Source organism: Streptomyces sp. NPDC050856 (genome assembly GCF_040653855.1).
In the GTDB taxonomy this organism is placed as follows: domain Bacteria; phylum Actinomycetota; class Actinomycetes; order Streptomycetales; family Streptomycetaceae; genus Streptomyces.
This window is the reverse complement of sequence record NZ_JBFAGV010000001.1, coordinates 107,281-128,573: the sequence shown is the minus strand read 5'-3', so window position 1 is coordinate 128,573 and position 21,293 is coordinate 107,281. Positions and strand designations below refer to the sequence as shown.

The following is a 21,293-nucleotide window of genomic DNA, read 5'->3' as shown; positions in this document are numbered from 1 at the left end:
GTGGAGCGCATGGCAGCCAACACGACGGACACGGCGACGGCCGACCAGACGGCGATCGGATACGAGCAGGCGCGCGACGAGCTGATCGAGGTCGTGCGCCGGCTGGAGGCGGGCGGTACGACGCTGGAGGAGTCGCTGGCCCTGTGGGAACGCGGCGAGGAGCTGGCGAAGGTGTGCCGGCGCTGGCTGGAGGGCGCGCGGGCCCGTCTGGACGCGGCTCTGGCGGACTCCGGGGACACGGCCGGTCGCGACGCGTAGCGCCGCCGGGAACACCTGGGCGCCGGAAAACGCTGAGGGCCTGTGAGGTGACTCACCGGATCGCCGATTTAGTTGAAAGTTAACCTAAGTCGGTCGTACGGTGGGGCCACCGCTTCATCCACGACCGCCCAGGCGAAAGGCACGCAGCATGTCCCTCGTTCTTGACCCCGCCGCCCAGGACCTTCTCTTCCGCGAGGCCCGCACCGCGAACAGCTTCACCGACGAGCCGGTGACCGAGGAGCAGGTCCAGGCCATCTACGACCTGGTCAAGTACGGCCCGACCGCGTTCAACCAGACGCCGCTGCGCATCGTGCTGGTCCGCTCCGCCGAGGCCCGCGCCCGCCTCGTACCGCTCATGGCGGAGGGCAACCAGGCCAAGACCGCCTCCGCCCCGCTCGTCGCGATACTCGCCGCCGACAACGAGTTCCACGAGGAATTGCCCGCCCTGCTGCCGCACTTCCCGCAGGCCAAGGACATGTTCTTCTCCGAGCGCGCCGCCCGCGAGCAGGCCGCCGGCCTCAACGCCGCGCTCCAGGCCGGGTACTTCATCGTCGGCGTCCGCGCCGCCGGCCTCGCCGCCGGCCCGATGACCGGCTTCGACTTCGCCGGGGTCCAGAAGGAGTTCCTGGACGACGACCACACCCCGCTGATGATCGTCAACATCGGCAAGCCGGGCGAGAACGCGTGGTTCCCCCGCTCGCCCCGTCTGGCGTTCGACGAGGTCGTCACCACCGTCTGACGCGAGCCCCGCGGCCCCGGACACGAGGTGTCCGGGGCCGCCGGCGCGCTCAGCGGCGGATGTGCCACAACCCGTACAGGCCGGTGACGGAGGCGACCACGAGGGCGACGTTCGGGTTTCCCGTGGCCAGGTGGACCGCGACCACCACGCCGAGCAGCAGGGCCAGGCCCAGCAGCAGCTCGACGGGGCCCGGCGGGCGACGGGGCCGGGGCGCGCGCTTGAACGGGATGTTGTCGCTGTCCATGCTCCCAGCACACCCAACCGGCCGCCGGACGCCGCCACTGAGCACACGAACCCGTCCGGTGCCGATCACCGGCGTCCTCCGCCGTACACGACGGAACGGCCGGCGGGGCGCGGGCGCGTGACCGCGCTCCGCGCTCCCCCCCGCACTCCCACGTGCGCAGGGTGATGGCGCCGTCACTTCGCGTCTACGATGCCCTTCACTGCCGTTTGCCGTTTCTGCGTGAAGGACGGAGCACATGAGCGATGCGGAGGCCTACGCCGTCGCGCTCAAGCAGTTCGCCACGGACCTGAACGAGTTGCACAGCGCGCGCGGCGCGCCCTCGTTGCAGACCCTGGTCGACCTGTCCAAGGTGCCGCCGGGCAGAGCGCTGTCGAAGTCGACCATCAGCGAGGCGCTGAACGGCAAGCGACTGCCCTCGGTGGACGTCACCCTGCGGATCGTGCAGCTCCTCACCGTCGGGGACCCGCCGCACCGGCAGCAGCGGATCAGGGCCGAGTGGCGCACCCGCTGGCCGCAGGTGAAACATCTGCAGAAGCTGTCCCGGACGCCGCGCGGACGGCGGGGCGTTCCGCTGCCGCCGCCCCGGCCGGCGCAGAACGACCCGGCACGCCTCGGATCGACACCGAACGGCGCCGAACGTCACGGGACGGCGCTGCCGCACCCACTGCCCTTCTACTTCTTCCTGTCCGGGTACGCGGTCGTCTGGTCCATCCACGACCGGACGGACCGCGACTGCTTCCAGCTCCCGGAACGCACCTGGTACCAGGTCGTCGGCCTGGGCCCCGGCGACGGCTGGATCGTCGGCACCGCTCCCCCGGCGCGGTTCCAGATCCTCGGGCTGATGCTGCACGGCACCGTCCCGCCCGAGGCCACCCGCCCGTACCTGCCGGGCCAGCCCTGACCGCGCGGCGGGCGGCGGCCGGTGGCCCGCGACCGACGGACTCCCGGCCGACCGCCCGGCCGGGCGCGAGACCGTCCGGTCAGCCCTTCTTCGGCTTCAGCGTGGCGGCCATCTCCGCCAGCCGCTCGTAGGACGCCGTGCCCGTCACCACGGTCGTCACGCCCTTGTCCCGCAGGACCAGCGCGTCGTACTTCGGGCCCTCCCAGCGCTGCCACGGCCGGCCCGCCACCTTCTGGGTCCGGCCGGTGTCCTCGGCCCGGTGGCTGACGTCGGCGATGTACTTCTCCGGCGCCGCCGTGGACTGCTCGACCGCCACGTACTCGCGCTCCGGCGAGAGGAAGCCCAGGTGCCAGGCGTTCTCCTCCTGGCGCTGGTACGAGACCGAGGTCGCCGTCCAGCCCTTGGGCAGCCCCTCGGGCGCCAGGACGGGGTAGGGAGCCGCCCGCTGCGCCGTGAGCAGCTCGACGCGGTAGTCGACCGGCTTGATCGGGTCCGCCGTGTCGTCGTGCGGAACGAAGAGGTACATCACGGCCGCGGCGACACCGATGACCGCCATCGACTGGAACATTCCCCGCACTGTCTGCTTGCCTCGCATACCTGCCACGCCCCCTATGGTCGCATCAGGCCGGCGTGCTCATACGTGGGCCCCTCTGCTCAATTTGTCGACGTACCGATAGAGTCGCACCACCCTCTTCACTCCCGGCCGTCGCCGTACAGAAAGGTGCGTCCCGATGACCGACAATCATCTGCCGTCCGAGCTCGAGGTCTCTCCCGAGGCCCCCGACCGCAACCTCGCCCTGGAGCTGGTCCGGGTCACGGAGGCGGCCGCCATGGCCGCCGGCCGCTGGGTGGGCCGCGGCGACAAGAACGGCGCCGACGGCGCGGCGGTGCGAGCCATGCGCACCCTCGTCTCCACCGTGTCGATGAACGGCGTCGTCGTCATCGGCGAGGGTGAGAAGGACGAAGCCCCGATGCTGTTCAACGGGGAGCGGATCGGCGATGGCACCGGCGCCGAGTGCGACATCGCCGTGGACCCGATCGACGGCACCACGCTCACCGCCAAGGGCATGCCCAACGCCATCGCCGTGCTGGCCGCCGCCGACCGCGGCACCATGTTCGACCCGTCCGCGGTCTTCTACATGGACAAGCTCGTCACCGGCCCCGAGGCCGCCGACTTCGTGGACATCGACGCCCCGGTGGCCGTGAACATCCGCCGGGTCGCCAAGGCGAAGAACTCCTCGCCCGAGGACGTCACCGTCGTCATCCTGGACCGCCCGCGCCACGAGGGCATCATCAAGGAGATCCGCGAGACCGGCGCGCGGATCAAGTTCATCTCGGACGGCGATGTGGCCGGTTCCATCATGGCGGTCCGCGAGGGCACCGGCGTGGACCTGCTGATGGGCATCGGCGGTACGCCCGAGGGCATCATCAGCGCCTGCGCGATCAAGTGCCTGGGCGGGGTCATCCAGGGCAAGCTGTGGCCCAAGGACGACGAGGAGCGGCAGCGCGCGCTGGACGCGGGCCACGACCTGGACCGGGTCCTCTCGACGAACGACCTGGTCAGCGGGGACAACGTGTTCTTCGTGGCGACCGGCATCACGGACGGCGAGCTGCTGCGCGGGGTGCGCTACCGGGCCGAGACGGCCACGACGTCGTCGCTGGTGATGCGGTCGAAGTCCGGCACCATCCGCCAGATCGACTCCACGCACCGGTTGTCCAAGCTGCGCGCGTACAGCCAGATCGACTTCGACCGGGCCAAGTAGCGCCGGACCGCAGGGAAACGAAGAGGGGCGCCCCCATGTGCGGTGGGGGCGCCCCTTCCCGTACGGGCCGGCCGGCTGCGGAGGGACGCGTCAGCCGGCGGCGGCGATCCGCTGGCCCGTCGTGGCCGCCTTCCTGAGCTCCACCTCGCGGCGCCGGCGCCTGGCCAGCACGACACGGCGTTCGGCCGCGGTCAGACCGCCCCACACGCCGTACGGCTCGGGCTGGAGCAGCGCGTGCTCCCGGCACTCGACCATCACCGGACAGCGGGCGCAGACCCGCTTGGCGGCCTCCTCCCGTGCCAGCCGGGCGGCCGTGGGTTCCTTGGAGGGTGCGAAGAACAGGCCCGCCTCGTCCCGGCGGCACACCGCCTCCGAGTGCCAGGGCCCGGCCTGGTCCTCTCGCGCGGGAGCCCGCTGGGAGGGTACGGCGGCGACCTGGAGGGGCTGATGCGGCAGTTGCAGCACGGTCTACTCCTGACGACGGCTTCGCGAGCGAGAGACGATGCAGCAAGGCCTACCCGCTGTGCGCACGCCTATGCACTGCGTGGCGCGTGGGTCCGATGGGTGGACCGGGGGTCGGCCGAAACCCGTCACCCGGGCGCGGGTCAGCCGCCCAGGTGCTTGCGCAGCCTGCCGTGGAGGTCGGTGATGCGCTTGCCGCGCCTGGGTTTGGCCTCGATGCTGCCGAAAACCGCGTAGCCGTTGACCAGGACCACCGGCGCCTGCGGGTCGGCGGCCTCCAGGTTGACCACCTCGAAGCTGCCGAAGACACCGGTGCCGTTGCCGCGCAGGGTGATGTTCTCCGGAACGCGGACCTCGACGCTGCCGAAGACGGAGGTGGCGTTGATGGTGGTCAGCCGCTGCGCGAAGATCGCCTCGGTGAGGTCGATCTCGACGCTGCCGAACAGCGAGAAGGCGTGCGTGCGGGGACCGACGCGCCAGCGCCCCTTGCGGGTGGAGCCGGAGAAGACGGCGATCAGCTTCTCGGCGGGGCCGGCCGGTTCCTCGGGGCCGTAGGTGTAGGCGGGCGAGGGCTCGGCGCCGGCGCGGGGGGCGGGCAGGTCCCGGACGAGCGGTTCGAGCTCGCCGACGGTCTTGGCGCGGTAGACCGCGTCGATGCGCTCCGCGTGCTCCTCGGCGTCGATCCGGCCCTCGGCCAAGGCGTCCCTGAGGATGTCCGCGACCCGGTCCCGGTCGGCGTCGGATGCCCGGAGCGATCCCGTCGATTGAGGCTGCTTTTCGAGGTCCACGGCCTCAGCGTAGCGAAACGCGATAGATCGCGACCAGGGGGCGCGGCGCGTGGTGGGAGCCGGACGGGCCGGGCCCGCCGGGGAGGGGAGGGCAACTGAGCCTTACCTCACAGAAGCGGGCGGGGCCCGGCGTTCTACGCTGGGGAGCGCGCCGCCAATGGAGGCGGCGCCGCTGTCCGCCGAGTGAGGAATGGCCGTAATGCCCCCAGTCTCCCCCCCTCCCAGCCCTGCGTTCGCGTACTCCGAACTGCTCCCCCTGGGAGAGGACACCACGCCCTACCGCCTGGTGACGTCCGAGGGTGTGTCCACCTTCGAGGCCGGCGGCCGTACGTTCCTCAAGGTCGAGCCGGAGGCGCTGCGCAAGCTGGCCGCCGAGGCGATCCACGACATCCAGCACTACCTGCGGCCCGCGCACCTGGCACAGCTGCGCCGGATCATCGACGACCCGGAGGCGTCGGGCAACGACAAGTTCGTGGCGCTCGACCTGCTCAAGAACGCCAACATCGCGGCCGCCGGGGTGCTCCCGATGTGCCAGGACACCGGTACCGCCATCGTCATGGGCAAGCGCGGGCAGAACGTCCTCACCGAGGGCGAGGACGAGAAGGCCCTCTCGCACGGCATCCACGACGCGTACACCGGGCTGAACCTGCGCTACTCGCAGATGGCGCCGCTGACCATGTGGGAGGAGAAGAACACCGGCTCCAACCTCCCGGCCCAGATCGAGCTGTACGCGACGGACGGCGGCGCGTACAAGTTCCTGTTCATGGCCAAGGGCGGCGGCTCCGCCAACAAGTCCTTCCTCTACCAGGAGACCAAGGCGGTCCTGAACGAGACCTCCATGATGAGGTTCCTGGAGGAGAAGATCCGTTCGCTCGGCACGGCCGCGTGCCCGCCGTACCACCTGGCGATCGTCGCGGGCGGCACGTCGGCCGAGTTCGCCCTGAAGACCGCCAAGTACGCCTCCGCGCACTACCTGGACGAGCTGCCCGCCGAGGGCTCGCCGCTCGGCCACGGTTTCCGGGACCGGGAGCTGGAGGAGAAGGTCTTCGAGCTGACCCAGAAGATCGGTATCGGCGCGCAGTTCGGCGGCAAGTACTTCTGCCACGACGTGCGCGTGGTCCGGCTGCCGCGCCACGGCGCCTCCCTGCCGGTGGCCATCGCGGTGTCCTGCTCGGCGGACCGCCAGGCCGTCGCCAAGATCACCGCGGAGGGGGTGTTCCTGGAACAGCTGGAGACCGACCCGGCGCGCTTCCTGCCCGAGACGACGGACGAGCACCTCGACGCCGACGGCGACGTGGTCAGGATCGACCTGAACCAGCCGATGGACGACATCCTCGCCGAGCTCACCAGGCACCCGGTCAAGACCCGACTGTCGCTGACCGGCCCCTTGGTCGTGGCGCGTGACATCGCGCACGCCAAGATCAAGGAGCGGCTGGACGCGGGCGAGGAGATGCCCCAGTACCTCAAGGACCACCCGGTCTACTACGCCGGCCCGGCCAAGACGCCCGAGGGGTACGCCTCCGGTTCGTTCGGCCCGACCACGGCCGGGCGGATGGACAGCTACGTCGAACAGTTCCAGGCGGCGGGCGGCTCCAAGGTGATGCTCGCCAAGGGCAACCGCAGCAAGCAGGTCACCGACGCCTGCGCGGCGCACGGCGGCTTCTACCTGGGGTCGATCGGCGGCCCGGCGGCGCGGCTGGCGCAGGACTGCATCAAGAAGGTGGAGGTCGTCGAGTACGAGGAACTCGGCATGGAGGCGGTCTGGCGGATCGAGGTCGAGGACTTCCCGGCGTTCATCGTGGTGGACGACAAGGGCAACGACTTCTTCACCGAGCCGGCGCCCGCGCCGACGTTCACCTCGATCCCGGTGCGGGGCCCGGGGCTCGCGTAACGCGGGCCGGCCGCGTCACACGGGCGCAGCGGGCCCGCACGGGCGCACGGGCGCACGGGCGCACGGGCGCACCAACGCACGGGCGACACAGGGGGGCCGGCCACCGCGGTGGTGACCGGCCCCCTCCGTGTCACAGCCCGGGGGTCAGGCGAAGCGCTGCCCGGCCGACCCGTCGCAGGGCTGGAGGCGGAGCGGGTCCTTGGCCGCGCCCAGCGTCAGGCACAGGCCGGTCGCCGCGGCGGGGCGGATGGTGCCGGCCTGGCGGACGAACCGCTGGTTGGTGACGCCCGAGCAGTTCCACACGACCAGGGCGGTGCCCGCCTGGTACCTGGCTCCGGGGACGTCCAGGCAGCGGTCGTGGGTCAGTTCGGTGTGGAGGGACTGGCGTTCGGCGTCGTACCACCAGTTCTGGTTCCGTCCGGTGTGGCAGTCCCAGCCGCCGACCGCGGTGCCGTTGGCGGTGACCGAACCGGCCACGTCCAGGCAGGTGCCGGTCGCCGCGTTCCGCAGCGGCCTGAACACGTCGTCCCAGGCGGTGGGCAGCAGGACCGGCTTGCCGGTGGACGCCGGGTCGGCGCAGCCCCCCTCACGCCGGCCGGAGTCGTAGAGCTGGGTGAGGCAGGAGGCGAAGGCGGCGTGGCCGGCCGCGTTCGGGTGGAAGGACTGCCGTACGGAGTTCTCGTCCGGCAGGCCCGGCTTGGAGAGGTCGATGTAGAGGCCGCGCGCCCAGGCGTCCTCCATGCACACCTCGTGCCCGTGGAAGAGGCGGGAGTTGTCGAGGTAGACGGCTCCGGTGGTGGCCGCCGCCCTGCGCATGCCGCGTTCGAAGGCGGGGACGGCGGTGTTGCGGCCCCAGACGGTGTCGGAGTCGTGGCCGAGGCCGCCGCAGGCGAGCTTCCCGGGGAAGCCGGGGTTGTCCCGGAAGTCCGGGCCGATGGGGCTCGGGTACCCCATGACGACCAGTTTGTAGGCGCTGTCGGTGTAGCCGGCGTCGCGCATCACGGTGCGCAGGTCGCGGATGGTCTGCTCGACCTTGGGGACCAGGGCGTCGACACGGGCCTGCCAGCCCGGGGCGTACTTGGGCTCGCACGGGCCCTGGAGGGTCAGGTAGCGGGTGACGCAGTCCGTCATGACCGGGCCGAACTGCAGGTCGTCGTTGGCGCCGGCCACCAGCAGGACCATCTTGATCCGGGTGTTGCGCGCCTTGATGGCGAGATTGTCGCTCTGGACCAGTTCGTCGGCGTACTGTTTCGTCCCGCCGATCCGGATGTTGCCGCTGGACGCGCCGGAGCAGGAGACGTTGTAGGTGACGTCGGCCGGTATCCCGGTGCGGTGGACGGCGGCGCCGGGCGAGCGGTGGCACCAGTTGTCGGGGCCGTTGGTGCCCGGCTCGTACGTACCCACCCCCTCGCCCGAGATCTCGCTGTCGCCGAGCGAGATCAGGCCGGTCTTCCGGTCGGCGAGCGGGCGTTCGGCGGGGCTGCCGTACAGGGTGGTGGCCTCGGCCGCGCGGATCCGCTCCAGTTCGGGCGGCAGGGGCACGGATGCGGTGCCGCTCGCGGTGGTACGCGGGGTGCCGACGGCGGCGTTCGCGGGTGACGTGGCGGCCGCCGTCCCGGCGAGTGCGGCGGCGAGCGCCGCCGCGGCTGCGACGATGGCTCGCAGCCTGGGACTGGTGCGCGTCATTGCGCCTCCTGGAAGTGGGGTTACCCACGGTTTTTACTGGCCGGTAGACAGCTTGGGAATACGCAGAACCAGACAACTGCTCAACTTTTTCTGGAGGTTGGCGACACATGAGCGACCAGATCAGCGACGACGGCACCGCCGCGTACCGGACCGAGCACGACTCCATGGGCGAGGTCCGGGTCCCCGCCCACGCCAAGTGGCGGGCCCAGACCCAGCGGGCGGTGGAGAACTTCCCCATCTCCGGCCAGCGCCTGGAGCGGGCCCACATCGAGGCCCTGGCCCGGATCAAGGCCGCCGCCGCCAAGGTCAACGCCGAGCTGGGCGTACTGGACGAGGACGTCGCCCTGGCCGTCCAGCAGGCCGCCGCCGAGGTGGCGGAGGGGCGCTGGGACGACCACTTCCCGGTCGATGTCTTCCAGACCGGGTCCGGCACCTCGTCCAACATGAACACCAATGAGGTACTGGCCACCCTGGCCGGTGAGCGGCTGGGCCGGGAGGTCCACCCCAACGACCACGTCAACGCCTCCCAGTCGTCCAACGACGTCTTCCCCTCCTCCATCCACATCGCCGCCACGGCCGCCGTCACCGGCGACCTGATCCCGGCCCTGGAGCACCTGGCGGCGGCGCTGGAGCGGAAATCGGCCGAATTCGCGGAGGTGGTGAAGTCCGGGCGTACGCACCTGATGGACGCCACCCCGGTGACGCTGGGTCAGGAGTTCGGCGGTTACGCCGCACAGGTGCGGTACGGCGTCGAACGGCTGCGCGCCTCGCTGCCGCGCCTGGCCGAACTGCCGCTGGGCGGTACGGCGGTCGGCACCGGCATCAACACTCCGCCCGGTTTCTCCGCCGCCGTCATCGCCGAGGTGGCGCGGGCGACCGGACTGCCGCTGACCGAGGCCCGCGACCACTTCGAGGCGCAGGGCGCACGGGACGGGCTCGTCGAGACGTCCGGACAGCTCCGGACGATCGCGGTCGGCCTCACCAAGATCTCGAACGATCTGCGCTGGATGGCCTCCGGACCCCGTACCGGCCTGGCCGAGATCAACCTCCCGGACCTCCAGCCCGGCTCCTCGATCATGCCGGGCAAGGTCAACCCGGTGATCCCGGAGGCCGTCCTGATGGTCGCCGCCCAGGTGACCGGGAACGACACCACGGTGGCGGTGGCGGGCGCGGCCGGCAACTTCGAACTGAACGTGATGCTCCCGGTCATGGCCAAGAACCTGCTGGAGTCGGTGCGGCTACTGGCCAACGCGGCGCGGCTGCTGGCGGACCGGACCGTCGACGGCATCACCGCAAACGCCGAGCGGGCACGCGAGTACGCCGAGTCCTCCCCCTCCGTGGTGACACCGCTCAACAAGTACATCGGGTACGAGGAGGCCGCGAAGGTCGCCAAGAAGTCCTTGGCCGAACGCCGGACGATCCGGGAGGTCGTCCTGGAGTCCGGGTACGTGGAGCGCGGGGACCTGACTCTCCAGCAGCTGGACGAGGCCCTTGACGTTCTGCGGATGACCCGCCCCTGACCTGGGGAAACGCCCGTTCCGGCCGCCGCCGGGAGTGATCCCCGCCACGACGGTGGCCGGAACGGCGCCCTAAGATCTGCGCATGACAGCCGAGACGACAGGGAGCAGGGAGACGGGCGCCGACGGCGCCCGCTGGGCGCCGGGTTCGCACATCCTGTGGCGGTACCGCGACAACGGCGGAGGCCATGTCCACATCTGCCGGCCGGTGACCGTCGTGCGCGACACCGACGACCTGCTCGCCGTCTGGATGGCGCCCGGCACCGAGTGCGTCAAGCCGGTCCTCGCCGACGGGACGCCCGTGCACGAGGAGCCGCTGGCCACCCGGTACACCGCGCCGCGCACCACCGTCCGGACGCGGTGGGCCGGTACCGGCGTGCTGAAGCTGGCCCGGCCGGACGAGCCGTGGTCGGTCTGGCTGTTCTGGGAGCGCGGCTGGCGGTTCCGCAGCTGGTACGTGAACCTGGAGGAGCCGCGCACCCGGTGGGCGGGCGGCGTCGACTCCGAGGACCACTTCCTGGACATCTCCGTCTACCCGGACCGCACCTGGCTGTGGCGGGACGAGGACGAGTTCGCGCAGGCCCAGCGCATCGGCCTGATGGACCCCGCCCAGGCCCGCCGGGTACGGGAGGCCGGGCAGGCCGCGGTCGACGTGATCCGCGCCTGGGGGCGGCCGTTCGCGGACGGCTGGGAGGACTGGCGCCCGGACCCCCGCTGGACGGTGCCGGAGCTGCCCGGGGACTGGGATCGCACCCCGGCGCGCACGGCGCCATGAGACCCTTGATGCGCCCCTGGGGGAGAAACGTAGGATCGTCATCCGCAAGTCCGCGAGGCAAGAACAACTGAGCACCGAGCAGGAACTGACCGTAAGTCATCAGTGAGGGGGTGGAACCGTGCCCGATGTGTGCCCGGATCCGTCACCCCTTGTCGACGCCGCCCTCAGAGCGGGTATAGCGCCTGACAGAGCGCTTGCATCGCACAACCGGCCCGGACGGACGGAATCCCACGCGTGACGGAGCATCCCACCTCCCACGAAGGCCGGCAGCCCCGCGCTGCCCGGCCGCAGGAACGCACCCGGCCACGGCGGGAAGCGCCCCCGGCGCCCGCCGCGTCGCCCGCGCCCGCCACGTCGCCCCCGCCCGCGCCCGCCTCCGCCTACGGACCCGGCCAGGGGCAGGACCAGGGACAGCCGGGCAACGGCCCGGTGGCGTGCGCCGGGCCCGGGGCCGCCATGGCCGGCGCCGGGACCGGGGCGGGAGCGGACCCCGGGCCCGGCGCGGGAGCCGGGGACGTGACCGGGGCGGCGGCCGGGGACGGCCCCGGGGCCGGACAGCCGGCGCGGCCCGGTGCCGGGGCTCGGTCCGGTGCCGGGGGCGGGGCCGGTGGTACGGCCGGCGCGGGCAGCGGTGCCGCGCCGTCCGGCGCCGCCGGGCGGCCCGCCGGCGGTACCGGGGACGGACCGGCGGCTCCGGCCGTGCCCGCGCCGGCCGGGCCACCGCAGGAACCCGTCGGCACCGCGCGCCGCGAGGGCGACCGGCTGCGGTTCGTGGGCGCCGCGACCCGGCGCATCGCCCGCGGCATAGACCTGGACGAGATCGTGCTGGGCCTGTGCCGGGCCACCGTACCGACGTTCTCCGACGCGATCCTCGTCTACCTGCGCGACCCGCTCCCGGTCGGCGACGAGCGCCCCGTCGACCCGTTCGTGCTGCGGCTGCGCCGTACCGACCGGCTGCGTTTAAGCGACGACGACTCCGAGCTGGGCCTGCCCACCGCGCTCCCCGTCACCGGGCCCGACACCGAGGGCGGCCCCGCCGCCGAGCTCTGCGAGGTCAGCGCCGGCGGCGCGCTCGCCGAGGTGCTGCGCGGCGTGCGCCCGGTCTTCGGCGACTCGGCCGCCGCCCGCGCGGCGCTTCCCGAACTCCTCGGCGACGGCCGGACCGTGCCGTCCGGGCACCGGGCCATCCTGGCGCCGCTGCGCGGGCGGCGCCGGGTCATCGGTGCCGCCGTCCTCCTGCGCCGCCCCGACCGGCCGCCGTTCGAGCCGAACGACCTGCTGGTGGCGGCGCAGCTGGCGACGCACACCGCGCTCGGCATCGACAAGGCGGTGCTGTACGGACGCGAGGCCTACATCGCGGACGAGTTGCAGCGCACCATGCTGCCGGAGAACCTGCCGCAGCCCACCGGTGTGCGGCTCGCCTCCCGCTACCTGCCGGCCGCCGAGACGGCCAGGGTCGGCGGCGACTGGTACGACGCCATCCCGCTGCCCGGCAGCCGCGTCGCGCTGGTCGTGGGCGACGTGATGGGCCACTCCATGACCTCCGCCGCGATCATGGGCCAGCTGCGGACCACCGCGCAGACCCTGGCCGGGCTCGACCTGCCGCCGCAGGAGGTACTGCACCACCTCGACGAGCAGGCCCAGCGGCTCGGCGAGAACCGCATGGCGACCTGCCTGTACGCGGTGTACGACCCGGTCGCGCACCGGATCACGATCGCCAACGCGGGCCACCCGCCACCGATACTCCTGCACCTCGGCGGTCGCGCCGAGGTGCTGCGAGTGCCGCCCGGCGCGCCGATCGGCGTCGGCGGCGTGGACTTCGAGGCGGTGGAGCTGGACGCCCCGGCGGGCGCCACGCTGCTGCTGTACACCGACGGACTGGTGGAGTCCCGGCTGCGGGACGTCTGGACCGGGATAGAGCAACTGCGCGAACGGCTCGCCGCCACCGCCCAGCTCACCGGCCCGGACCACTCGCCTCCGCTCGAGGCGCTCTGCGACGACGTCCTGGACATGCTCGGCCCCGGCGACCGCGACGACGACATCGCGCTGCTCGCCGCCCGCTTCGACGGGATCGCGCCGAGCGATGTCGCCTACTGGTTCCTGGACCCCGAGGAGCAGGCGCCCGGCCGGGCCCGCCGCCTGGCCCGCCGGGCGCTGGCCCGCTGGGACCTGGAGGAGCTGTCGGACAGCGTCGAACTGCTGGTCAGCGAGGTGGTGACCAACGCGGTGCGGTACGCGGAGCGGCCGGTGACGCTACGGCTGCTGCGGACGGACGTCCTGCGCTGCGAGGTCGGTGACGACTCGCCGCAGCTACCGCGCCAGCGAAGGGCCCGCGACACCGACGAGGGCGGGCGCGGACTGTTCCTGGTGAACCGGCTGGCCAGGCGGTGGGGGGCGACGCGGCTGTCGACGGGCAAGGTCGTCTGGTTCGAGCTGCCGGCGCGCGTTTCCTAGGGCGCGGTTCGCCCAGCCCCCTTTCGGGGCTCGGTCCGCCTCCGGGACGCCTTCAGCAGGTGCCGGCGGCCGGACGTGCTCGACCGTCCGTTCCTCACGGCCCCCGCGTTCCGCCTCCCGGCACCGCCGGGCCCCTTCGGCTCACTCGCCGGCCGTCCCCGGCGCCGCCCGTCCGGTGCTGGAGGCATACGCGCGGTGGCCGGGCCCTGAGGACCCGGCCACCGGCCGTCACTGCTTCGGGGGCTTGCTGTCGCCACCGGGGTCCCCGGTGCCGCCCCCGGTGCCGCCGCCGCCCGGTTCGCCGGTGTCACCGCCGGTGTCACCGTCGCTCGGTGAACCGCTCGGCGTGCCGGTCGGGGTGACCGATTTGGTGGGCCTGGTGGGCGTGGGGCGGGTCGGGGTGGCGGACGTGCGGGTCGGCGTGGGCGTCGTCCGCGTGGGGCTCGCCGTCTTCTCCGGCTCCTCGGAGGGCTCCGACCTGGTCGGGCTGGGCTGCTCGGAGACCGTCGGCGCCGGCGCGGCCGGCTCGCGGATCACCGTCTCGGCGGCCTCCAGGTCGAACTGGGCGTCCGAGCCGCCGTCGAGGGCGTCGGTGGTGTACTCCCGCCAGATCCTGGCCGGGACACCACCGCCGTTGATACGGCCCGGGTTGACGGTGTCGGTCAGGGTGACGTGTCCCGTACCGTCCGGCTTCTCACCGAACAGCCCGACGGCCGTGACCAGCTCGGGCGTGTAGCCGACGAACCAGGCCGACTGGTTGTTCTCCGACGTACCGGTCTTGCCGGCCGCCTGGTAGTCACCGGCCGCGTTCACCCCGGAACCGCTGGCCACCACGCCCGTCATGGCCTTGGTCACGGTGTCCGCCGCCTCCCGGCCGATGACCTGGGAGCCGATGGGCTCCCGGAGCTCCACCGTGCGGTCCTTGTGCTCGGCGGACTTCACGATCGTCGGGGTGACCCTCTTGCCGTGGTTGTCGAGGGTGGCGTACACCCCGGCCATGTCCCAGGTGGAGGCGCCCATCGTGCCGAGCGACATCGCCGGCTGCTCCGGCCAGCCGGGGCCGTCCTTCATGCCGAGGTCGAGGGCGGTCTTCTTCACCTTGCCGGGACCGACGTCCACGATCATCTGGGCGTAGACGGAGTTGATCGAGCTGTTGGTCGCCTTCTGCACGGTGACCGGGCCGTAGCTGCGGTCGTCCTCGTTCTCGGGCGCGAAGGGCGTGTCACCGCCCTCGACGGGACGCTTGCTGGTGCCGTCGTAGACGGTGCCGAGGCCTATCTCCCGGCCGTCCTGCGTCTCCGAGCCGTTCTCCAGGGCGGAGGCCAGGACGACCGGCTTGAAGGTGGAGGCGGGCTGGAAGTCGCGGCGGGTGGCGTTGGACATCCAGTGCCTGGTGGCGCCGACACCGCCGTACAGGGCGACGACCTCCCCGGTCTTCGGGTCGACGGAGGTGGCGCCGGCCTGGACGGTCGCGTCGGCCTCGTCCTTGCGGTCCAGCTTCGACTCGAGCTGCTCGCCGACGGCCTCGGTCAGCTCCCGCTGGCGCTCCTTGTCGATGTTGAGCGTGATGGTCCAGCCGCCGGCCTTGATCTCCGACTCGCTGACGCCCTGGTCCATCAGCTCCCGGTTGGCGGCGTCCACGAGGTAGCCGGTCTGCCCCTCCATGCCGGGTTCGGCCTTCGGCTCGTGGGGCTTGGGGAACGTCAGGGTGGCCCGCTCGGCCGGGTCGAGCCAGTGCTCCTCGACCATGTTGTCCAGGACGTAGTTCCAGCGTTCGGTCACCAGCTTCCTGCCGGTGTCGGAGGCCAGGGTCCAGTCGTACTGGTTGGGCGCCTGGAGCAGGGCGGCGAGGTAGGCGCCCTGGGCGACGTCGAGCTTGCCGGCGTCCACGCCGTAGTAGGCCTGGGCGGCGGCCTGGATTCCGTAGGCGTTGCGGCCGTAGTAGCTGGTGTTGATGTACCCGGCGAGGATCTCGTCCTTGGTCGTGCGCCGGTCGACCTTGAGCGCGATCACCAGCTCCTTGAGCTTGCGGGTGACCGTCTGGTCCTGGTTCAGGTAGTAGTTCTTGACGTACTGCTGGGTGATGGTCGAACCACCCTGCTTGCCCTTGCCGGTGACGGTGTTGAAGACGCCGCGGGCGGTGCCCCTGAGGTCGATGCCGGCGTCCGTGTAGAAGGTCTTGTTCTCGGCGGCGACGAACGTCTTCTCCACGTCGTCGGGGATCTGGTCGAGCTCGACGATCTCGCGGTTGACCTTGCCGGTACGGGCCAGGATCTTGCCGTCGCGGTACTTGTAGACGTTGCTCTGCATCTCCGCGGCGGCGTTGGCCTCCGGTACCGGGACGAGCTGGTAGAGCGCGTAGAGCGCGCCCAGGGTCAGCAGGCAGCAGACGACGAAGGTGCCCAGCAGCTTCTTCCAGGTGAAGAAGCGTCGTATGCCCGCGCTCCCGCTCTTGTCCCGGCGCGCTCCGCGCTGCCGGGTCCGTCGGCCTTCCGCTCGGCCCATCGCTTCGTCGCTCCGCTCTTCGCTTCCTCGGTCACAGGCAGATCAGCTCAGCAAACTAACACCAGTGGTGTTGACAAAGCCCTATGAATCAGGGCTTTTCCCAACGTGACAATCAGCACCCACTACCACGGGAACTGACTCATGGGAGGCGCGGAGGGTTGCCGGACACGAAAAAGTGATATCACTTTGCTAGACCGCCGCAGCGCCCTGCGGCACGCACGGCACCGAGGGGACGGGGAACAGTCATGTCCATGGCCAGCAAGAACACCGTGAGCGGCACACCGGAAGCGGCCGACGTGCCCGACATGCCGGAACCGGGGGTCAGGGAGTTCGCCGCGCGCAGCGTCGGCGGTGGGCTGGCCCTGCTGCTCGGCCTGCTGGGGCTGGCCACGGGCGCCGGCCTGGTGGTGGCGGGCGCGGCGGCGGGGGCCGCGGCGGTCAAGGTGGCGCTGGTGGTGGCCGGCATCCTGACCGGCTTCGCCGCCCTGTTCGCGATGTGCGGGCTCAACATGGTGGCGCCGGGCGAGGCGCGGGTGGTGCAGCTCTTCGGCCGGTACCGGGGCACGGTGCGCACGGACGGGCTGCGCTGGGTCAACCCGCTGACCTCCCGGGTCAAGATCTCGACGCGGGTGAGGAACCACGAGACGGCCGTGCTGAAGGTCAACGACGCGTACGGCAACCCGATCGAGCTGGCCGCCGTGGTGGTGTGGAAGGTGGAGGACACCGCCCAGGCCATGTTCGAGGTGGACGACTTCCTGGAGTTCGTCTCCACGCAGACCGAGGCCGCGGTGCGGCACATCGCGATCGAGTACCCCTACGACGCCCACGACGAGGGCGGGCTGTCGCTGCGCGGCAACGCCGAGGAGATCACCGAGAAGCTGGCGGCCGAGCTGCACGCCCGGGTCGAGGCGGCGGGCGTCCGCATCATCGAGTCCCGGTTCACCCACCTCGCGTACGCTCCCGAGATCGCCTCCGCCATGCTCCAGCGCCAGCAGGCCGGCGCGGTGGTGGCGGCGCGCCGGGAGATCGTGGACGGCGCGGTGGGCATGGTCGAGGCGGCGCTGGACCGCCTCACCGAGCGCGACATCGTGGAGCTGGACTCGGAGCGCAAGGCGGCGATGGTCTCCAACCTGATGGTGGTGCTGTGCGGGGACCGCGCGGCACAGCCCGTCCTGAACACCGGCACCCTGTACCAGTGACCGAGCGCCGGCAGCGCAAGCAGGTGCTCCTGCGCCTGGACCCGGTGGTCCACGAGGCGCTGGCGCGCTGGGCGGCGGACGAGCTGCGCAGCGCCAACTCGCAGATCGAGTTCGTGCTGCGCAGGGCCCTGTCCGAGGCGGGCCGGCTGCCGGCCGACCCCGGCCCGCCGCCCCGCCGGGGACGCCCCCCGAAGGCACCGCCGGCCCCGCCGCCGGCGGAGTGAGCGGGGCGGCCGGGAGCCCCGTGGCGCGTGGCCGGAGGCCGTGGCATGGCGCGGCCCGCCAGCCGTACCTGACGTGTCGCACGCTACCGCGCTGCCCGGCCGGCACCCGTCCGGCCGGCCGCGGGCACCGCCGACGCGACGGTGCCGGCGGCCGGCCGGCCCGCGTACGGAGTGACCCCTCGCCCCGAGGGTCGAGCGACCGGCACCGGGTCAGGCCACCGGGTCCACCACCCGCACCGGGAGGACCTTCATCGCCTCGCGCAGCGCCCCGGCCAGCTCCTCGAACTCGGCCTGCCGCGCCGCGCCGGCGCGCATCACCAGCGCGATCCGGCGCGAGGGGGCCGGGTCGGCGAACCAGCCGGTGCTCAGGCGCTCGTTGCGCCCGGTCTCCACGGGGACCGCGGTGCGCGGCAGCAGGGTCACCCCGAGGCCGCCGGCGACCAGCTGGACCAGCGTGGACAGGCCCGCCGCGGTGGTGGTGACCGCCGCGCCGTCCGTCCGGCCGGCCTCCCGGCAGATGTCCAGGGCCTGGTCGCGCAGGCAGTGCCCCTCGTCCAGGAGCAGCAGGTTCAGCTCGCGCAGCGCCTCACGCGGGATGTCCTCCCGTCCGCCCAGCCAGTGGTCCTCGGGGGTGACCAGGACGAAGTCCTCGTCGAACAGGGGCAGCTCGGTGAAGCCGGGCATGCCCAGCGGCACGGCGAGCAGCAGCAGGTCCAGCCGGCCCACCGAGAGCCCCTCCAGCAGCGAGAAGGTCTGCTCCTCGTGGACCTGGAGGTCGAGCTCGGGATAGCGGTCGCGCGCCAGGTGCAGGACCGTGGGCAGGAGGTAGGGCGCGACGGTCGGGATGACCCCGAGCCGCAGGGCCCCGGTGAACGGCGCCCGGGCCGCCTCGGCCTCCTCCATGAGCTCACCCACCGCGTCCAGCACCGCCCTGGCCCGGGCCGCCAGCCGTTCGCCGGACCGCGAGAGCAGCACCTTGCGCGTCGTGCGCTCCAGCAGCTGGACACCCAGTGCCTCTTCGAGCGCCGAGACCGCGCCGGACAGGGCGGGCTGGCTCATCCCGATGGCGGCGGCCGCGTCCCGGAAGTGCAGATGTTCGGCCACCGCCACGAACGCGCGCAGCTGGGCCAGACTGGGCTGCTTACCCTTATATACGGACACCACTGATAACCACCTTCGATCAACCCGACCCAGTCTAGCTATTTCACCGATCAATACACTCCGTGCCATGCTGGCCCCCGTCCAACCCCCACGGAAAGCCCCAAAAGGGATTTCCCAGCTGCAAGGAGAGCGCGTGCTCACTGTCGGTGACCAGTTCCCCGCGTACGACCTGACCGCCTGTGTGTCGCTGGAGAGCGGCAAGGAATTCGAGCAGATCAACCACAAGTCCTACGAGGGCAAGTGGCGCGTGGTGTTCTTCTGGCCGAAGGACTTCACCTTCGTCTGCCCCACCGAGATCGCCGCGTTCGGCAAGCTGAACGACGAGTTCGCGGACCGCGACGCCCAGATCCTCGGCGTCTCCGGCGACTCGGAGTTCGTGCACCACGCCTGGCGCAAGGACCACGCCGACCTGCGTGACCTGCCCTTCCCGATGCTCGCCGACTCCAAGCACGAGCTGATGCGCGACTGCGGCGTCGAGGGCGAGGACGGCTTCGCCCAGCGCGCCGTCTTCATCGTCGACCAGAACAACGAGATCCAGTTCGCCATGGTGACCGCCGGCTCCGTCGGCCGTAACCCCAAGGAGGTCCTGCGGGTGCTCGACGCCCTGCAGACCGACGAGCTGTGCCCCTGCAACTGGACCAAGGGCGAGGACACCCTCGACCCGGTCGCGCTCCTGTCGGGCGAGTGATCCGTCATGGCTCTCGATGAACTGAAGGCCGCGATACCGGACTACGCCAAGGACCTGAAGCTGAACCTCGGCTCGGTCATCGGCAACAGCGACCTGCCGCAGCAGCAGCTCTGGGGCACCGTGCTGGCCTGCGCGATCGCCTCGCGCTCGCCGCGGGTGCTCAGGGAGCTGGAGCCCGAGGCCAGGGCGAACCTGAAGCCCGAGGCGTACACGGCCGCCAAGTCGGCCGCCGCCATCATGGCGATGAACAACGTCTTCTACCGCACGCGTCACCTGATCTCCGACCCGGAGTACGGGACGATGCGCGCCGGTCTGCGGATGAACGTCATCGGCAACCCGGGCGTGGAGAAGGTCGACTTCGAGCTGTGGTCGCTCGCCGTCTCCGCGATCAACGGCTGCGGGATGTGCCTGGACTCGCACGAGCAGGTGCTCCGCAAGGCCGGCGTGGACCGCGACACGGTCCAGGAGGCGTTCAAGATCGCCGCGGTGATCCAGGCCGTCGGCGCGACGCTGGACGCGGAGGCGGTCCTGGCCGCCGAGTAGGTCGGCCGCGGACGCGCGACCGCATGAAGGGGCCCACCGGCACTGGCTGCCGGTGGGCCCCTTCGCGTGTCCTGGGGGGCGTCCGCCGCCGCCCCGCGGGGTCACTCCTCGGGCGGCTGCCCGGGGGCCGGGGTGGGCGCCACCTCGACGGCGGTCGCGCCGTGCGGCGGCGGCGTCCGGCGCAGCGCCTGCTCCTCGCTGAACCGCTTGAGGTAGCCGACGACCGTGTTGGTGACCGCCACCAGCGGTACCGCCACCACCGCGCCGCCGATTCCGGCCACCAGGCCGCCGGCCGCGACGGCGAGGACGACCGCGAGCGGGTGCACGCGCACCGCCCGGCCCAGGATGAAGGGCTGGAGGACATGTCCCTCGAGCTGCTGGACGGCGAGCACGACGAGCAGCACCATCAGCGCGGTGAACACGCCCTGGGTGACCAGGGCGACGATCACCGCGAGCGCGCCGGAGACGACCGCGCCGACCAGGGGGATGAAGGAGAAGAGGAAGATGAAGACGCCCAGCGGCACGGCGAGCGGCACATCGAGGAAGTAGACGCCCAGGCCGATGAAGATGGCGTCGATCATGGCCACGATCACCGTGCCGCGCACATAGGCCGTCAGGGTGCGCCAGGCGCGCGGACCGGCGCCCGCGACACCGGTGCGGGCCTGGGCGGGCACCAGCCGCAGCACCCAGTTCCAGACCTTCTTGCCGTCGTACAGCAGGAAGAGCGTCGAGAACATCGCCAGCAGTATCCCGGTCATCACCTCGGCCATGACGGTGACGCCCTGGAGGCCGGCGGAGGTGATCTGCTCGGTGTTGGTGCCGATGGTGTCGCTGAGGTTCTTGGCGATGTCGTTGATCTGCTGCTCGGTCACATGGAACGGGCTGTTGAGCAGCCAGTGCTTGAGCTCCTCGATGCCGTCCCGGATCCGGTCGGAGAGGTTGCCGAGGTTGTCCATCACCTGCCAGACGACGAACCAGCCGACCAGTCCGATGACGACGAAGCCGAGGACGGCGGTGACGGCGGTGGCCAGTCCGCGCGGCAGGCCGAGCCGCACCAGCCGGGCGACGGTGGGCTGGAGCAGCGCGGTGATCAGCAGGGCGGCGACGAAGGCGAGCACCACCAGCTGCACGGCGCTGATGACCTTCATCAGCACCCAGAGCGTGCCGGCCAGGACCAGCAGCCGCCAGCCCGCCTCGGCCGCGACGCGCATGCCCCAGGGGATGGCCGCGGCGGGTTCGGGCCGGGCGGCGACCGCAGGGGCGTAGCTGGGGGGCGCGGGCACGCTCTCCGGTTCGGCCGAGTAGCCCGGCACGCCGTCGGCGTCCCCGGACTCTCCCTCCTCCGCGCGGCGGCGCTCGTCCAGCCGCTGTCCCATCCTGGTCAGACCGGTACCCAGCCGTCCCAGCCACTCTGGCGCTTTCGACATGCTCTTCCCTCTTCCCCCACCACTCCCCCGGGAGCCACGGACCCCCGACGGTACACGGCCGGAGCCCC

At 71.9% G+C, this 21,293-nt stretch carries 20 protein-coding genes; 12 read left to right on the top strand and 8 right to left on the bottom strand.

Annotated elements, in window-relative coordinates:
- Positions 1–9 precede the first annotated feature (9 nt).
- Together AB0H53_RS00600 and AB0H53_RS00595 are read left to right on the top strand one after the other, a co-directional pair.
- Entirely contained in the window at positions 10–258 is a 249-nt protein-coding gene (locus tag AB0H53_RS00600; RefSeq protein ID WP_362104924.1) for an exodeoxyribonuclease VII small subunit, read from the top strand.
- Positions 259–406: 148 nt separating this feature from the next.
- A complete protein-coding gene (locus AB0H53_RS00595; protein WP_362104921.1) occupies positions 407–997 on the top strand; it encodes a malonic semialdehyde reductase in 591 nt (196 codons plus the stop codon).
- A gap of 49 nt (positions 998–1,046) precedes the next feature.
- On the opposite strand, the gene AB0H53_RS00590 is transcribed toward AB0H53_RS00595, so the two are convergent.
- Positions 1,047–1,241, bottom strand: a complete 195-nt coding sequence (locus tag AB0H53_RS00590) for a hypothetical protein (protein ID WP_362104919.1) — start codon at positions 1,239–1,241, stop codon at positions 1,047–1,049.
- Between the two features lie 235 nt (positions 1,242–1,476).
- Between AB0H53_RS00590 and AB0H53_RS00585 the strand changes: the two genes are divergently transcribed.
- Positions 1,477–2,142 (top strand): hypothetical protein, encoded by a 666-nt coding sequence (locus tag AB0H53_RS00585; protein WP_362104916.1) that lies wholly within the window; start codon positions 1,477–1,479, stop codon positions 2,140–2,142.
- A 79-nt stretch (positions 2,143–2,221) separates the two neighbouring features.
- Here the strand turns inward: AB0H53_RS00585 and AB0H53_RS00580 are convergent, their stop codons facing one another.
- Complete coding sequence (locus tag AB0H53_RS00580; RefSeq protein WP_362104913.1) at positions 2,222–2,746, bottom strand: DUF4245 domain-containing protein; 525 nt, start codon at positions 2,744–2,746, stop codon at positions 2,222–2,224.
- Between the two features lie 127 nt (positions 2,747–2,873).
- Here AB0H53_RS00580 and glpX point away from each other — a divergent pair, with 127 nt between their 5' ends.
- Complete coding sequence (gene glpX, locus AB0H53_RS00575) at positions 2,874–3,905, top strand: class II fructose-bisphosphatase (protein ID WP_362104910.1); 1,032 nt, start codon at positions 2,874–2,876, stop codon at positions 3,903–3,905.
- Positions 3,906–3,995: 90 nt separating this feature from the next.
- On the opposite strand, the gene AB0H53_RS00570 is transcribed toward glpX, so the two are convergent.
- Both AB0H53_RS00570 and AB0H53_RS00565 read right to left on the bottom strand, forming a co-directional pair.
- Complete coding sequence (locus AB0H53_RS00570; RefSeq protein WP_362104907.1) at positions 3,996–4,370, bottom strand: WhiB family transcriptional regulator; 375 nt, start codon at positions 4,368–4,370, stop codon at positions 3,996–3,998.
- Between the two features lie 140 nt (positions 4,371–4,510).
- On the bottom strand, positions 4,511–5,155 hold the full coding sequence (locus tag AB0H53_RS00565; protein WP_362104904.1) for a DUF1707 domain-containing protein: 645 nt from the start codon (positions 5,153–5,155) through the stop codon (positions 4,511–4,513).
- A 199-nt stretch (positions 5,156–5,354) separates the two neighbouring features.
- On the opposite strand from AB0H53_RS00565, the gene AB0H53_RS00560 reads away from it, so the two are divergent.
- The gene (locus AB0H53_RS00560) at positions 5,355–7,046 is read left to right on the top strand and encodes a fumarate hydratase (protein WP_362104901.1); all 1,692 of its coding nucleotides are present in this window, start codon (positions 5,355–5,357) and stop codon (positions 7,044–7,046) included.
- A gap of 144 nt (positions 7,047–7,190) precedes the next feature.
- Here AB0H53_RS00560 and AB0H53_RS00555 read toward each other — a convergent pair whose 3' ends face one another.
- Entirely contained in the window at positions 7,191–8,732 is a 1,542-nt protein-coding gene (locus AB0H53_RS00555) for a ricin-type beta-trefoil lectin domain protein (RefSeq protein ID WP_362104898.1), read from the bottom strand.
- 107 nt (positions 8,733–8,839) lie between these two features.
- On the opposite strand from AB0H53_RS00555, the gene AB0H53_RS00550 reads away from it, so the two are divergent.
- The 3 genes from AB0H53_RS00550 to AB0H53_RS00540 all read left to right on the top strand — a co-directional run bounded on the left by AB0H53_RS00550 (position 8,840) and on the right by AB0H53_RS00540 (position 13,478).
- Positions 8,840–10,252 carry a class II fumarate hydratase gene (locus AB0H53_RS00550; protein ID WP_362104896.1) on the top strand — a complete coding sequence of 471 codons (1,413 nt, stop codon included), beginning with the start codon at positions 8,840–8,842 and terminating at the stop codon, positions 10,250–10,252.
- 82 nt (positions 10,253–10,334) lie between these two features.
- Positions 10,335–11,024, top strand: a complete 690-nt coding sequence (locus tag AB0H53_RS00545) for a DUF402 domain-containing protein (RefSeq protein ID WP_362104893.1) — start codon at positions 10,335–10,337, stop codon at positions 11,022–11,024.
- Between the two features lie 234 nt (positions 11,025–11,258).
- Positions 11,259–13,478 carry a SpoIIE family protein phosphatase gene (locus AB0H53_RS00540; protein ID WP_362104890.1) on the top strand — a complete coding sequence of 740 codons (2,220 nt, stop codon included), beginning with the start codon at positions 11,259–11,261 and terminating at the stop codon, positions 13,476–13,478.
- 228 nt (positions 13,479–13,706) lie between these two features.
- Here the strand turns inward: AB0H53_RS00540 and AB0H53_RS00535 are convergent, their stop codons facing one another.
- The gene (locus tag AB0H53_RS00535; RefSeq protein ID WP_362104888.1) at positions 13,707–15,983 is read right to left on the bottom strand and encodes a transglycosylase domain-containing protein; all 2,277 of its coding nucleotides are present in this window, start codon (positions 15,981–15,983) and stop codon (positions 13,707–13,709) included.
- Between the two features lie 245 nt (positions 15,984–16,228).
- Between AB0H53_RS00535 and AB0H53_RS00530 the strand changes: the two genes are divergently transcribed.
- Both AB0H53_RS00530 and AB0H53_RS00525 read left to right on the top strand, forming a co-directional pair.
- Positions 16,229–17,182, top strand: a complete 954-nt coding sequence (locus AB0H53_RS00530) for an SPFH domain-containing protein (RefSeq protein ID WP_362104885.1) — start codon at positions 16,229–16,231, stop codon at positions 17,180–17,182.
- Positions 17,179–17,406 carry a hypothetical protein gene (locus AB0H53_RS00525; protein ID WP_362104882.1) on the top strand — a complete coding sequence of 76 codons (228 nt, stop codon included), beginning with the start codon at positions 17,179–17,181 and terminating at the stop codon, positions 17,404–17,406. Before AB0H53_RS00530 ends, AB0H53_RS00525 begins: the two co-directional genes overlap by 4 nt.
- 210 nt (positions 17,407–17,616) lie before the next feature.
- On the opposite strand, the gene AB0H53_RS00520 is transcribed toward AB0H53_RS00525, so the two are convergent.
- Positions 17,617–18,570, bottom strand: a complete 954-nt coding sequence (locus tag AB0H53_RS00520) for a LysR substrate-binding domain-containing protein (RefSeq protein WP_362104879.1) — start codon at positions 18,568–18,570, stop codon at positions 17,617–17,619.
- 130 nt (positions 18,571–18,700) lie between these two features.
- Here AB0H53_RS00520 and AB0H53_RS00515 point away from each other — a divergent pair, with 130 nt between their 5' ends.
- Positions 18,701–19,255, top strand: coding sequence for a peroxiredoxin (locus AB0H53_RS00515; protein WP_362104876.1), 555 nt, complete (start codon positions 18,701–18,703; stop codon positions 19,253–19,255).
- Between the two features lie 6 nt (positions 19,256–19,261).
- Positions 19,262–19,798 carry an alkyl hydroperoxide reductase gene (locus tag AB0H53_RS00510; RefSeq protein WP_362104873.1) on the top strand — a complete coding sequence of 179 codons (537 nt, stop codon included), beginning with the start codon at positions 19,262–19,264 and terminating at the stop codon, positions 19,796–19,798.
- Positions 19,799–19,899: 101 nt separating this feature from the next.
- On the opposite strand, the gene AB0H53_RS00505 is transcribed toward AB0H53_RS00510, so the two are convergent.
- Complete coding sequence (locus tag AB0H53_RS00505) at positions 19,900–21,225, bottom strand: AI-2E family transporter (RefSeq protein WP_362104870.1); 1,326 nt, start codon at positions 21,223–21,225, stop codon at positions 19,900–19,902.
- Positions 21,226–21,293: the final 68 nt, after the last annotated feature.

Excerpts from the sequence above, each read along its gene's own strand:
- glpX (WP_362104910.1), top strand. The coding sequence starts at position 2,874 with ATGACCGACAATCATCTGCCGTCCGAGCTCGAGGTCTCTCCCGAGGCC.
- AB0H53_RS00530 (WP_362104885.1), top strand. The coding sequence starts at position 16,229 with ATGTCCATGGCCAGCAAGAACACCGTGAGCGGCACACCGGAAGCGGCC.
- AB0H53_RS00555 (WP_362104898.1), bottom strand. The coding sequence starts at position 8,732 with ATGACGCGCACCAGTCCCAGGCTGCGAGCCATCGTCGCAGCCGCGGCG.
- AB0H53_RS00595 (WP_362104921.1), top strand. The coding sequence starts at position 407 with ATGTCCCTCGTTCTTGACCCCGCCGCCCAGGACCTTCTCTTCCGCGAG.
- AB0H53_RS00585 (WP_362104916.1), top strand. The coding sequence starts at position 1,477 with ATGAGCGATGCGGAGGCCTACGCCGTCGCGCTCAAGCAGTTCGCCACG.
- AB0H53_RS00510 (WP_362104873.1), top strand. The coding sequence starts at position 19,262 with ATGGCTCTCGATGAACTGAAGGCCGCGATACCGGACTACGCCAAGGAC.
- AB0H53_RS00505 (WP_362104870.1), bottom strand. The coding sequence starts at position 21,225 with ATGTCGAAAGCGCCAGAGTGGCTGGGACGGCTGGGTACCGGTCTGACC.
- AB0H53_RS00545 (WP_362104893.1), top strand. The coding sequence starts at position 10,335 with ATGACAGCCGAGACGACAGGGAGCAGGGAGACGGGCGCCGACGGCGCC.
- AB0H53_RS00550 (WP_362104896.1), top strand. The coding sequence starts at position 8,840 with ATGAGCGACCAGATCAGCGACGACGGCACCGCCGCGTACCGGACCGAG.
- AB0H53_RS00560 (WP_362104901.1), top strand. The coding sequence starts at position 5,355 with ATGCCCCCAGTCTCCCCCCCTCCCAGCCCTGCGTTCGCGTACTCCGAA.
- AB0H53_RS00590 (WP_362104919.1), bottom strand. The coding sequence starts at position 1,241 with ATGGACAGCGACAACATCCCGTTCAAGCGCGCGCCCCGGCCCCGTCGC.
- AB0H53_RS00600 (WP_362104924.1), top strand. The coding sequence starts at position 10 with ATGGCAGCCAACACGACGGACACGGCGACGGCCGACCAGACGGCGATC.
- AB0H53_RS00535 (WP_362104888.1), bottom strand. The coding sequence starts at position 15,983 with ATGGGCCGAGCGGAAGGCCGACGGACCCGGCAGCGCGGAGCGCGCCGG.